Source organism: Pseudomonas sp. A125, assembly GCF_055409485.1.
Map to the genome: position 1 here is coordinate 46,130 of NZ_JBUZVP010000034.1, position 12,430 is coordinate 58,559.

The following is a 12,430-nucleotide window of genomic DNA, read 5'->3' on the forward strand; positions in this document are numbered from 1 at the left end:
TTCAATTTATTTTATAGCGACGACGTAATCCACGCAGGCCAAAACTGATCCAGGGCCACAACAGCGCACTGACCAGCGCGGGCAACACCAGCGCCAGGGTCGGTTGGCGGTTGCCGGTCAAAGCACTGAGCCACAGCTGTACCAACTGCGCCAGGCCGAAGATCACCAGGATCACCAGGCACTGCTGCCACATCGGGAACATGCGCAGGCGCTGCTGCAACGACAGCACCAGGAAGGTAATCAAGGTGAGGATCAGCGCGTTCTGGCCGAGCAACGTGCCGTACAGCACATCCTCCATCAAACCCAGGCACATGGCCGTGACCATCCCAACCCTGTGCGGCAGCGCCAGGGCCCAGAACGCCAGCAACAAGGCGAGCCACAGCGGGCGCAGGATTTCCATGAACTGCGGCAGCGGCGAAACACTGAGCAGCAAGCCTATGGCGAATGTCAGCCAGACGATCCAGCCGTTACGCGAGTGAGTACCGGCCATTATTCTTCCCTCTGCCGAGTGGTTGCCGGGGCCGCAGCCGGTGGTTTGGCGGCGGCGGGCGGCTTGGCCGCGGCAGGTGCCGGCGCCACAGGCTTCGCCGGGCGGGCGCTATGGGCCACGGGCTTGGCTGGCGTCGCGACGGGTGCGGCTGGTGTGGCTGGTGTGGCCGGTACGGCTGCCGGTGCAGCGGGTGCCGCAGGCTTAGGTACAGTGGCCGGAATGATCGGTGTGGTGCCGTTTTGCTTGTCTTCCGCTTCCTGGGCCTGGGCGGCTGCGTTGGCGCGCTCTTCCGGGGTGCGGTTGTCGCTGAACACCAGCAGCAGGTAACGGCTGCGGTTCAACGCGGCGGTCGGCACCGCACGCACGATGGCGAACGGCTGGCCGGAATCGTGGATCACTTCCTTGACCGTCGCCACCGGGTAGCCCGCAGGGAAACGCTGGCCCAAGCCGGAGCTGACCAGCAGGTCGCCTTCCTTGATGTCAGCGGTGTCTGCGACGTGGCGCAACTCCAGGCGTTCCGGGTTACCCGTACCACTGGCAATCGCCCGCAGGCCGTTGCGGTTAACTTGCACCGGAATGCTGTGGGTGGTGTCGGTCAGCAACAGGACGCGCGACGTATACGGCATCAACTCCACCACTTGGCCCATCAAGCCACGGGCGTCAAGCACCGGCTGGCCAAGGACCACGCCGTCGCGCTCACCCTTGTTGATGATGATGCGATGGGTGAAGGGATTCGGGTCCATGCCGATCAACTCGGCCACTTCGACCTTCTCGTTGACCAACGCAGAGGAATTGAGCAACTCGCGCAGCCGAACGTTCTGCTCGGTGAGGGCCGCCAGCTTTTGCATGCGTCCCTGCAGCAGCAGGTTTTCGGTCTTGAGTTTTTCGTTCTCGGCCACCAGTTCAGTACGGCTGCCAAATTGGCTGGCCACACCCTGGTAGAGACGTTGCGGCAGGTCTGTGATCCAGTAAGTCTGCATCAGGACCAGCGACATCTGGCTACGCACTGGCTTGAGCAGTGTGAAGCGGGCATCGACCACCATCAGCGCAACCGATAGCACGACCAGCACCAACAGGCGCACGCCCAGTGAGGGGCCTTTGGAAAAAAGCGGTTTAATAAGCCGCTCCTCCCAGGCAAATGTTTTCTTTATTCATACGGCATCAAACCGGCCTGGATGCAGATTGAAGAAGATAAACGCCAACAGGCAGCACTGCAAAGTGCTGCCTGTGGGCGAAACATGGGCAAACCAGCAAAATCTTATTCGCTGGAGAGCAGGTCCATGGTGTGTTTATCCATCATTTCCAGTGCACGGCCACCGCCGCGGGCGACGCAGGTCAGCGGGTCTTCAGCGACGATCACTGGCAGGCCGGTTTCCTGGGCCAACAGCTTGTCGAGGTCGCGCAGCAAGGCGCCACCACCGGTCAGTACCAGGCCACGCTCGGCGATATCGGAAGCCAGTTCCGGAGGCGATTGCTCCAGGGCGCTCTTCACAGCCTGAACGATAGTAGCCAGGGACTCTTGCAGAGCTTCCAGTACTTCGTTGGAGTTCAGGGTGAAGGCACGTGGAACGCCTTCGGCCAGGTTGCGACCGCGAACATCAACTTCGCGAACTTCGCCGCCCGGGTAAGCGGTGCCGATTTCCTGCTTGATGCGCTCGGCGGTGGATTCACCGATCAGGCTGCCGTAGTTACGACGCACGTAGGTGATGATCGCTTCGTCGAAGCGGTCGCCGCCAACCCGTACGGATTCGGCATACACCACACCATTGAGGGAAATCAGGGCGATTTCAGTGGTACCACCACCGATATCCACCACCATCGAACCGCGGGCTTCTTCAACCGGCAGGCCGGCACCGATCGCAGCCGCCATTGGCTCTTCGATCAGGAACACTTCACGGGCACCGGCGCCAAGGGCCGATTCACGGATGGCACGACGCTCCACCTGGGTGGACTTGCACGGAACACAGATCAGCACACGAGGGCTGGGCTGCAGGAAACTGTTTTCGTGAACCTTGTTGATGAAGTACTGCAGCATCTTCTCGCAGACACTGAAGTCGGCAATCACGCCATCCTTCATCGGACGAATGGCAGCAATGTTGCCCGGTGTTCGGCCAAGCATGCGCTTGGCCTCGGTGCCAACGGCAACGACACTTTTCTGATTACCATGGGTCCGAATGGCCACAACCGATGGCTCATTCAGAACGATACCGCGCTCGCGCACGTAAATAAGGGTGTTGGCAGTGCCCAGGTCGATGGAAAGATCGCTGGAAAACATGCCACGCAGTTTCTTGAACATGGGGAAAGGACCCTAGGCAACGCGTGGGTAAAAAAGTGCGGCAAACTCTAACAACGACAGGGATTTTGGGCAAGGCGCCAATGTGCTAAATTGGCCGACTTTCTGTGCACCAACCCCCACAATCGCGGCCATATGACCCTAGAAATGCGGTAGTGTTCCTACAATCTAACACACGGATAGCTTCCGTTCTGTTTTCCACTGGAGAATCCCATGGCGCTTGAACGCTCCGACGTGGAAAAAATCGCTCATTTGGCCTGCCTGGGCCTCAATGAAGCCGATCTTCCACAGACCACCGCAGCCCTGAACAGCATTCTCGGGCTGGTCGACCAAATGCAAGCCGTGAATACCGACGGCATCGAGCCCCTGGCTCACCCGCTGGAAGCCAGCCAGCGCCTGCGCGCCGACGTCGTGACCGAGCGCAATCATCGCGAGGCCTACCAGTCCATCGCGCCAGCGGTCGAAAACGGCCTGTACCTGGTACCGAAAGTCATCGACTAAAGGGAAAGAGCCTGCAATGCATCAATTGACTCTGGCCGAGATCGCCCGCGGTCTCGCCGACAAAAAGTTTTCGAGCGAAGAGCTGACCACCACCCTGCTGGCGCGTATCGCCGAGCTGGACCCTGCGGTCAACAGCTTCATCAGCATCACCGAAGAGCTGGCCCTGAGCCAGGCCAAGGCCGCCGACGTACGTCGCGCCAACGGTGAGAACGGTGCCCTGTTGGGGGCGCCGATTGCCCACAAAGACCTGTTCTGCACCCAGGGCATCCGCACCAGTTGCGGTTCGAAGATGCTGGATAATTTCAAGGCGCCCTACGACGCCACCGTGGTCGCCAAGCTGGCCGCTGCCGGGGCCGTGACCCTGGGCAAGACCAACATGGACGAGTTCGCCATGGGTTCGGCCAACGAATCGAGCCACTACGGCCCGGTGAAAAACCCGTGGAACCTTGAACACGTGCCCGGCGGTTCTTCGGGTGGCTCTGCCGCAGCAGTTGCCGCTCGTCTGTTACCTGCCGCCACGGCCACCGACACCGGCGGTTCGATCCGCCAACCGGCCGCGTTCACCAACCTCACTGGTTTGAAACCGACCTACGGTCGCGTTTCCCGCTGGGGCATGATTGCCTACGCTTCCAGCCTCGACCAGGGCGGCCCCCTGGCACGCACGGCCGAAGACTGCGCAATATTGTTACAAGGCATGGCAGGCTTCGATCCGCAGGATTCCACCAGCATCGACGAGCCGGTGCCGGACTACAGCGCCAGCCTGAATACCTCGATCAAAGGCCTGCGCATCGGCGTGCCGAAAGAGTATTTCAGCGCCGGCCTCGACCCGCGCATCGCCGAACTGGTGCACAACAGCGTCAAGGAGTTGGAGAAGCTCGGCGCCGTGATCAAGGAAATCAGCCTGCCGAACAACCAGCACGCGATTCCCGCCTACTACGTGATCGCTCCGGCAGAGGCTTCCTCCAACCTGTCGCGGTTCGACGGTGTGCGCTTCGGCTACCGCTGCGAAAACCCGAAAGACCTCACCGACCTTTACAAGCGCTCCCGTGGCGAAGGTTTCGGTGTGGAAGTACAACGCCGGATCATGGTCGGTGCCTACGCGCTGTCGGCCGGTTACTACGACGCGTACTACCTCAAGGCGCAAAAGATCCGTCGCCTGATCAAGAACGACTTCATGGCAGCGTTCAATGAAGTCGACGTGATCCTCGGCCCAACCACGCCGAACCCGGCCTGGAAGATCGGCGCCAAGACCGGCGATCCGATCGCCGAGTACCTGGAAGACCTCTACACCATCACCGCCAACCTCGCGGGGCTGCCGGGCTTGTCCATGCCTGCAGGTTTCGTCGACGGCTTGCCGGTGGGCGTGCAACTGCTCGCCCCGTATTTCCAGGAAGGCCGCCTGCTCAATGTGGCGCACCAGTACCAGTTGAACACTGACTGGCACACTCGCACCCCAACCGGCTTCTGAGGAGAACACTATGCAATGGGAAGTCGTGATCGGGCTGGAGATTCATACCCAGCTCGCCACCCAATCGAAGATTTTCTCCGGTAGCGCCACCACGTTCGGCGCAGAACCCAACACCCAGGCCAGCCTGGTAGACCTGGGCATGCCCGGCGTGCTGCCGGTGCTGAACCAGGAAGCGGTACGCATGGCGGTGATGTTCGGCCTCGCAATCGAGGCCGAGATCGGCCAGCACAACGTGTTTGCCCGCAAGAACTACTTCTACCCGGACCTGCCCAAGGGCTACCAGATCAGCCAGATGGAATTGCCGATCGTCGGCAAGGGCTACCTGGACATCCCTCTGGAAGACGGCACCATCAAACGTGTCGGCGTGACCCGCGCGCACCTGGAAGAAGATGCCGGCAAGAGCCTGCATGAAGAATTCAACGGCGCCACCGGCATCGACCTGAACCGCGCCGGCACGCCGTTGCTGGAGATCGTGTCCGAGCCGGACATGCGCAGCGCCAAGGAAGCCGTGGCCTACGTCAAGACGATCCACGCGCTGGTGCGTTACCTCGGGATCTGCGACGGCAACATGGCCGAAGGCTCGCTGCGTTGCGACTGCAACGTGTCGGTGCGGCCAAAAGGCCAGGTCGAGTACGGCACCCGCTGCGAGATCAAGAACGTCAACTCGTTCCGTTTCATCGAGAAGGCGATCAACACCGAAGTGCGTCGCCAGATCGAGCTGATCGAAGACGGCGGCAAGGTGATTCAGCAGACCCGCCTGTACGACCCGAACAAAGACGAAACCCGCGCCATGCGCAGCAAGGAGGAAGCCAACGACTACCGTTACTTCCCCGACCCGGACCTGTTGCCCGTGGTCATCGAGGACTCGTTCCTGGCTGACGTGCGCGCCACCCTGCCGGAACTGCCACCGCAAAAACGCGAGCGTTTCCAGGAACAGTTCGGCCTTTCGGTGTACGACGCCAGCGTGTTGGCGTCGAGCCGCGAGCAAGCCAACTACTTCGAAAAAGTCGTGAGCATTGCCGGCGACGCCAAACTGGCGGCCAACTGGGTGATGGTTGAGCTGGGCAGCCTGCTGAACAAACAGGGCCTGGAAATCGACGAAGCGCCGGTTACCGCCGAGCAATTGGGCGGCATGCTGCTGCGGATCAAAGACAACACCATCTCCGGCAAAATCGCCAAGACCGTGTTTGAAGCCATGGCCGCCGGCGAAGGCAATGCTGATGAGATCATCGAGAAGCGTGGCCTGAAGCAAGTCACCGACAGCGGCGCGATTTCGGCCGTGCTCGACGAGATGCTGGCCGCCAACGCCGAACAGGTTGAACAATACCGTGCGGCGGATGAAGCCAAGCGCGGCAAAATGTTCGGCTTCTTTGTAGGCCAGGCGATGAAAGCCTCCAAAGGCAAGGCCAACCCGCAACAGGTCAACGAACTGCTCAAAAGCAAGCTCGAAGGCTGATAGCCACTGTCTCACTGCAATAGCCGGCTCCAGTGTGGGAGCTGGCTTGCCTGCGATAGCCTCACCTCGGTGCATCCGAAAGACCGAGGCGCTTGCATCGCAGGCAAGCCAGCTCCTACAGGAGCCGGTTACTGCATTAATTTCGGGGACACCTTGAAAATGAAGCGTCTACTCGGCCTTTGGGCCCTGTTCTCACTGCTCACCGGCTGCGCCAGCGGCCTCATCGACCCCAACGGCTACGACGAAACCGGCACCGCCTCCTACTACGGCGCCAAACACCACGGCAATCGTACTGCCAGTGGCGAACCGTTCAACCAGAATGCCCTGACCGCCGCCCATCGTCGCCTGCCCTTTGGCACACAGGTGAAGGTCACCAACCTCGACAACAACAGAAGCGTCGTTGTCCGCGTCAACGATCGCGGCCCGCACACCCGTGGGCGTCTCATCGACCTTTCACGCAAGGCCGCCGAACAGCTGGGTATGATCAGCAGCGGCACCGCACGCGTTCGCGTGCAAGCCCTCAGCAACTGACCGACGGAGCCCAGGCCATTTCTGTATTAACCGCCCTCTCGCCCTTCAGCGTGATCGAACTGATCAGCGGCTTGCTGCTGTTGATCGTCGGTGCCGAAGTATTGGTGCGCGCTGCGGTGCGCCTGGCGGCCAGCCTCAAGGTGCGCCCGCTGATCATTGGCCTGAGCATTGTCGCCTTCGGCAGCAGCGCGCCGCAGATGGCCGTCAGCCTGCAGGCCACCCTGGCGGATAACACCGATATCGCCGTAGGCAGTGTGATCGGCAGCAGTATCTTCAATACCCTCGTGACCCTTGGGCTGGCAGCCCTGATCATTCCGCTGCGGGTTTCGCGACAACTGGTGCGCCTGGACATCCCGGTGATGATCCTCGCCAGCCTGCTGGTGTTTGTACTTGCGGCCAATGAAGAGCTGACGCCGGTCGACGGCCTGTTGCTGCTGGTGGCCCTGGTGGCTTACCTGGGCGTGCTGCTTTACCAGACCCGTCACTCCCGCCGCCCCCGCACCCGCGATACCGTGGTGCAAGCGCCGTGGTTGAGCAGTGTGCTGCTGATGATCGGCGGGCTGCTGATTCTGATTCTCGCGGGGCACCTATTGCTGGGCGCCGCGGTGGACATGGCCGATGACCTCGGGCTGTCGGAGCGCATCATCGGCCTCACGCTGATTGGCGTCGGCACCTCACTGCCGTGCCTCGCCACCTCGTTGATCGCCGCCCTGCGCGGCCAGCGGGAAATTGCCGTGGGCAACGTGATCGGCAGCAACCTGTTCAACCTGCTCGGGGTGCTGGGCTTTACCGCCCTGGTGGCGCCTTCGCCGCTGTCGGTGTCGCCCAACGCGCTGGATTTTGACCTGCCGGTGATGCTTGGCGTGGTCGCGTTGTGCCTGCCGGTATTCTATTCGGGCTACCGCGTCACCCGCGCCGAAGGCCTGGTGTTCCTGGGCCTCTACCTGGTGTATGGGCTGCATGTGGTGTCGTTCACCTTCGGCATGCCGCTGGCCACCAAGCTTGAACAACTGATGCTGTATTACGTCCTGCCAGCGCTGGTGGCTTTCCTGTTGTTCACCTCGCTGCAAGCCTGGCGCCGCCAACACAAGAGGGAATTGTAATGACCGAACAGAAAAAAGCCGGCGTTGAAATGCGCCGCCAGGTAATGGGTGACGTGTTTGTCGACCGGGCGCTGGGCAATGCCACCGAGTTCAGCCAGCCGCTGCAGGATTTCGTCAACGAACACGCCTGGGGCAGCGTATGGAATCGCGAAGGCCTGCCGCTGAAAACCCGCAGCCTGATCACCCTCGCCGCGCTGACCGCCCTCAAGTGCCCGCAGGAACTCAAGGGCCACGTACGCGGCGCGTTGAACAACGGTTGCACCGTGGAAGAGATTCGCGAGGCGCTGCTGCATTGCGCGGTGTATGCCGGGGTGCCGGCGGCGATTGATGCCTTCCGCGCCGCCCAGGAAGTGATCGACAGTTACCAGAAAGACGCTTAAATCCAGCCGCCCGCCTGCAATACGAAGATCCCGATATTCGTGGTTACTGCCGCCATCAAGGTGGTGATCACGATAATCGCGGCCGCCAGTTCATGATTGCCCTGCGCCGCCCGCGCCATCACAAAACTGGCCGCCGCCGTGGGCGCACCGAAGTACAGGAACAAAATCCCCAACTCCGGCCCGCGAAATCCCAGCAGCCACGCGCCAAGGGTGGCGAGCACCGGCAGCCAGATCATCTTCATCAGGCTGGCACTCAAGGCCATGTTCCCGCTTTTGCGCAGCGCTGCCAGCGACAGCGTGCCGCCGATACAGATCAATGCCAGTGGCAAGGTCATGTCCGCCAAATACTGCCCGGAGGATTCCAGCCAGCCGGGCAGGCCAAGCTTGAAATACGCAAAAGGCGCCGCCACGATCACGCTGATGATCAGCGGGTTGGCCAGCACACTCTTGAAGATGCTCCACGGGTCGGACTTGATCACCGGGCTGTACACCGCCAGCACAATGGTCGACAGGGTGTTGTAGAAAAGGATCACCAGCGCCGCGAGCACCGCCCCGAGGGAAATCCCGTAGTCGCCGTACATGCTGGCCGCCAGGGCCAGGCCGATTACCCCGTTGTTACCGCGAAACGCGCCTTGGGCGTAAATGCCGCGGTCTTCCCGCGGGCACCGGAAGATCGCCCAGCCCCAGGCCACGGCAAAGCTCAACAGCGTGGCGACGGCAAAGTAGATCAGCAGGCCGGGCTTGAGGGCTGAATGCAGGTCTGCGTGCAAAATCCCGAGGAACAGCAACGCCGGCATAGTGACGTTGAACACCAGGGCCGAGGCAGTGTGGATAAAGTTGTCGTTGATCCAGTTGATGCGCTTGAGCAGGACGCCCAAGAACAGCATGGCAAACACCGGCGCGGTGATGTTCAGGGTTTGTAGGAAGATTGCCAGCATGCCGGAGAGAACCTTGGGTGGGCGTCGGTAGGTGGCTAATGATAAGCCACCTGGCACGGGTTCGTCTGGAGCACACCGATCAAATGTGGGAGCTGGCTTGCCTGCTCCCACACAGTGCACATCTGTCTCAGGTAATCGGCGCCGGATTGAACAAAGTGATGTCATTGTGCAGCTTGTGCTGCTCCGCCCACGTCTGCTGCTTGCCGCTGGCCACATCCAGATAGAAGTGGAACAACTCCCAGCCCAGCTCCTCGATCGTCGCGCGCCCGGTGGCGATCCGCCCGGCATCGATATCAATCAGGTCCGGCCAACGCTGCGCCAGCTCGGTGCGCGTGGAAACTTTAACCACCGGCGCCATCGCCAACCCATACGGCGTGCCACGCCCGGTGGTGAACACGTGCAGGTTCATCCCCGCCGCCAACTGCAACGTACCGCAGACAAAATCACTGGCCGGCGTTGCGCAAAAAATCAGGCCCTTGCGATTGAACCGCTCGCCCGGGCCAAGCACGCCATTGATCGCGCTGCTGCCCGACTTGACGATAGAACCCAGCGACTTCTCGACAATATTCGACAACCCGCCTTTTTTGTTGCCCGGCGTGGTGTTGGCGCTGCGATCCGCCTCGCCCTTGGCCAGGTAACGGTCGTACCAGTCCATTTCCCGCACCAGCTCCCGGGCTACGTCCTGGTTCTCTGCACGGGACGTCAGCAGGTAGATGGCGTCGCGCACTTCAGTCACTTCGGAAAACATCACCGTCGCGCCGGCCCGCAGCAGCAAGTCCGAGGCATAACCCAGGGCCGGGTTGGCGGTAATCCCAGAGAAGGCATCACTGCCGCCGCACTGCATACCGAGGATCAACTCCGACGCCGGGACGGTTTCCCGCCGACGCAGGTCGAGTTTCTTCAGGCGGGTTTCGGCCAATTGCATGATCTGTTCGATCATTTCGGTAAAGCCGTGGCTGGAATCCTGCAGCCGGTACAGCCACGGCTCACTCAGGTCTACCGAGCTGTCGTTGTCGTGCATTACCTGCCCCGCCTGCAACTTCTCGCAGCCCAGGCTGATCACCAGCGCCTCACCGCCCAGGTTCGGGTTACGCGCCAGATTGCGCACGGTGCGAATCGGGATGTAGGCGTCGGTGGCCGTAATCGCCACGCCACAACCGTAACTGTGGGTCAGCGCCACCACGTCATCGACGTTCGGGTACTTGGGCAACAATTCGTCCTTGATGCGCTTGACGGCGTGGTCCAGTACGCCCGTGACGCACTGCACCGTGGTGGTGATGCCAAGGATATTGCGCGTACCCACAGTGCCATCGGCATTGCGATAACCCTCGAAGGTAAAACCCTCCAGCGGCGCCTGGGCCTCAGGCACCTCGGTGGACAGCGGCAAGCTGTCCAGGGGCGGCGCCGTGGGCATGCGCAATTGGTCTTCCTGAACCCAACTGCCGCGCGGAATCGGGCGCAAGGCATAACCGATGGTCTGGCCGTAGCGGATAATCCGACCGCCTTCGGGGATGTCTTCCAGGGTCACTTTGTGGCTTTGGGGAATGAAATCCACCGTCACCAGGCCATCGGGAAACTCGGTCCCCGCCGGTACGCCCTGGTCGTTGACCACAATCACCACGTTATCCAGCGCGTGCAAACGGATGGAGCGCGGCGAATCGGCATGTTCAATCAACTGCATGACGCGGGCCCCTTCAGGAATGCGCTTGGGAAAGTTTAGTCAGCTCAGGGCCGTTGGCCGGCGGCTCTTTAAGCACCACACGCTTGATCGGGCCGACGATCACCAGGTAGCTGAACACTGCCAGCAATGCGTTGGCGCCGACGAACACCAGCGCCCATTTAAAGGAGCCGGTGGTGCTGATAATGTAGCCAATCACGATCGGGGTGCTGATAGATGCCAGGTTGCCGAACATATTGAACAACCCGCCGCTCAGGCCGGCGATTTGTTTGGGCGATGTGTCGGAAACAACCGCCCAACCCAGTGCGCCAACGCCTTTACCGAAGAAGGCCAGGGCCATAAAGCCCACCACCATCCATTCGATATCCACGTAGTTGCACGCCACGATGCTGCTGGAAATCAGCAAGCCACCAATGATCGGTGCCTTGCGGGCAAAGGTCAGCGAATGACCCTTGCGCAGCAGGTAGTCGGAGATCACCCCGCCCAATACGCCGCCGATGAACCCGCAGATTGCCGGCAACGAGGCGATGAAGCCGGCCTTGAGGATGGTCATGCCGCGCTCCTGAACCAGGTACACCGGGAACCAGGTCAGGAAGAAATAGGTGATGCCGTTGATGCAGTACTGGCCCAGGTACACGCCGAGCATCATGCGGTTGGTCAGCAACTGACGGATGTAATCCCATTTCGGGCCGTCGGTTTTCTTGCCTTTGCCCTTGTCCTGGTCCATGTCGACCATGGCGCCGTTGGCAGCGATGTGTTGCAACTCGGCCTCGTTGATCATCGGGTGTTGGCGCGGGCTGTGGATAACTTTCAGCCAGATCAGCGAGAACACGATACCAATGCCGCCCATCACCACAAACACGTGTTGCCAGCCGAAGGTGTAGACGATCCAGCCCATCAGCGGCGCAAACAACACCGTGGCGAAGTACTGCGCCGAGTTGAAGATCGCCGAGGCTGTGCCGCGTTCAGCGGTAGGAAACCATGCCGCCACGATGCGCGCGTTTCCGGGAAAGGACGGCGCTTCGGCCAGGCCCACCAGGAAGCGCAACATGAACAGCGCCACGATGGCGGTGGAGACACCAAACTCACCCACATAGCCTTGCAACACGGTGAACAGTGACCAGGTGAAAATACTCAGGGCGTAGACTTTTTTCGAACCGAATCGGTCCAGCAGCCAGCCACCGGGGATTTGCCCGGCCACGTAGGCCCAACCGAATGCGGAGAAGATATAGCCGAGGGTAACGGCATCGATGCCGAGGTCTTTTTGCAGGCTGGAGCCGGCAATGGCAATGGTGGCGCGGTCGGCGTAATTGATCGTGGTCACCAGAAACAGCATGAGCAGGATCAAATAGCGGACGTGAGTCGGCTTGGTCGCTTGCATGAAGATGTACTCCCACTAATTATTTTTTTTGCGGGTAATGTTTTAAAGCTGCTGGGTGGTCCGTTTTGTAGAGATCTGCTCTGTGTGGGAGCTGGCTTGCCTGCGATGACGGTGCATCAGGCGATAATTACGTTGCCTGACACACCGCCATCGCGGGCAAGCCCGGCTCCCACATAAAGCAGCGCCCACACGAGCCGGCGCCAACAGGTGT

At 61.0% G+C, this 12,430-nt stretch carries 12 protein-coding genes; 6 read left to right on the forward strand and 6 right to left on the reverse strand.

All coding sequences use genetic code 11. The features are described 5' to 3' along the window. Position 1: 1 nt before the first annotated feature. The 3 genes from mreD to mreB all read right to left on the reverse strand — a co-directional run bounded on the left by mreD (position 2) and on the right by mreB (position 2,786). Complete coding sequence (gene mreD / locus ACZRN6_RS31275; RefSeq protein WP_322147457.1) at positions 2–490, reverse strand: rod shape-determining protein MreD; 489 nt, start codon at positions 488–490, stop codon at positions 2–4. After that, the gene (mreC, locus tag ACZRN6_RS31280; RefSeq protein WP_464009650.1) at positions 490–1,608 is read right to left on the reverse strand and encodes a rod shape-determining protein MreC; all 1,119 of its coding nucleotides are present in this window, start codon (positions 1,606–1,608) and stop codon (positions 490–492) included. Before mreC ends, mreD begins: the two co-directional genes overlap by 1 nt. 140 nt (positions 1,609–1,748) lie before the next feature. Then, on the reverse strand, positions 1,749–2,786 hold the full coding sequence (gene mreB, locus ACZRN6_RS31285) for a rod shape-determining protein MreB (RefSeq protein WP_002555108.1): 1,038 nt from the start codon (positions 2,784–2,786) through the stop codon (positions 1,749–1,751). 210 nt (positions 2,787–2,996) lie between these two features. Between mreB and gatC the strand changes: the two genes are divergently transcribed. The 6 genes from gatC to ACZRN6_RS31315 all read left to right on the forward strand — a co-directional run bounded on the left by gatC (position 2,997) and on the right by ACZRN6_RS31315 (position 8,222). Next, complete coding sequence (gatC, locus tag ACZRN6_RS31290; protein WP_032860102.1) at positions 2,997–3,284, forward strand: Asp-tRNA(Asn)/Glu-tRNA(Gln) amidotransferase subunit GatC; 288 nt, start codon at positions 2,997–2,999, stop codon at positions 3,282–3,284. Positions 3,285–3,300: 16 nt separating this feature from the next. Continuing rightward, positions 3,301–4,752: an Asp-tRNA(Asn)/Glu-tRNA(Gln) amidotransferase subunit GatA gene (gatA, locus tag ACZRN6_RS31295; RefSeq protein ID WP_464009646.1), complete on the forward strand. Its 1,452-nt coding sequence runs from the start codon at positions 3,301–3,303 to the stop codon at positions 4,750–4,752. A 10-nt stretch (positions 4,753–4,762) separates the two neighbouring features. Beyond that, positions 4,763–6,208 (forward strand): Asp-tRNA(Asn)/Glu-tRNA(Gln) amidotransferase subunit GatB, encoded by a 1,446-nt coding sequence (gatB, locus tag ACZRN6_RS31300; RefSeq protein ID WP_322147504.1) that lies wholly within the window; start codon positions 4,763–4,765, stop codon positions 6,206–6,208. Positions 6,209–6,367: 159 nt separating this feature from the next. After that, entirely contained in the window at positions 6,368–6,739 is a 372-nt protein-coding gene (locus tag ACZRN6_RS31305) for a septal ring lytic transglycosylase RlpA family protein (RefSeq protein WP_322147506.1), read from the forward strand. Between the two features lie 59 nt (positions 6,740–6,798). Then, positions 6,799–7,842, forward strand: coding sequence for a calcium/sodium antiporter (locus ACZRN6_RS31310; RefSeq protein ID WP_322148754.1), 1,044 nt, complete (start codon positions 6,799–6,801; stop codon positions 7,840–7,842). Further along, positions 7,842–8,222 (forward strand): carboxymuconolactone decarboxylase family protein, encoded by a 381-nt coding sequence (locus ACZRN6_RS31315; RefSeq protein WP_322147507.1) that lies wholly within the window; start codon positions 7,842–7,844, stop codon positions 8,220–8,222. The genes ACZRN6_RS31310 and ACZRN6_RS31315 overlap by 1 nt, the downstream gene beginning before the upstream one ends. Here ACZRN6_RS31315 and ACZRN6_RS31320 read toward each other — a convergent pair. The 3 genes from ACZRN6_RS31320 to ACZRN6_RS31330 form a co-directional block, all read right to left on the reverse strand. Then, complete coding sequence (locus ACZRN6_RS31320) at positions 8,219–9,160, reverse strand: AEC family transporter (protein ID WP_322147508.1); 942 nt, start codon at positions 9,158–9,160, stop codon at positions 8,219–8,221. The genes ACZRN6_RS31315 and ACZRN6_RS31320 overlap by 4 nt on opposite strands. Positions 9,161–9,287: 127 nt before the next feature. Then, positions 9,288–10,841, reverse strand: coding sequence for a galactarate dehydratase (garD, locus tag ACZRN6_RS31325; RefSeq protein ID WP_322147510.1), 1,554 nt, complete (start codon positions 10,839–10,841; stop codon positions 9,288–9,290). Between the two features lie 13 nt (positions 10,842–10,854). Further along, entirely contained in the window at positions 10,855–12,219 is a 1,365-nt protein-coding gene (locus tag ACZRN6_RS31330; protein ID WP_201140136.1) for an MFS transporter, read from the reverse strand. Positions 12,220–12,430: the final 211 nt, after the last annotated feature.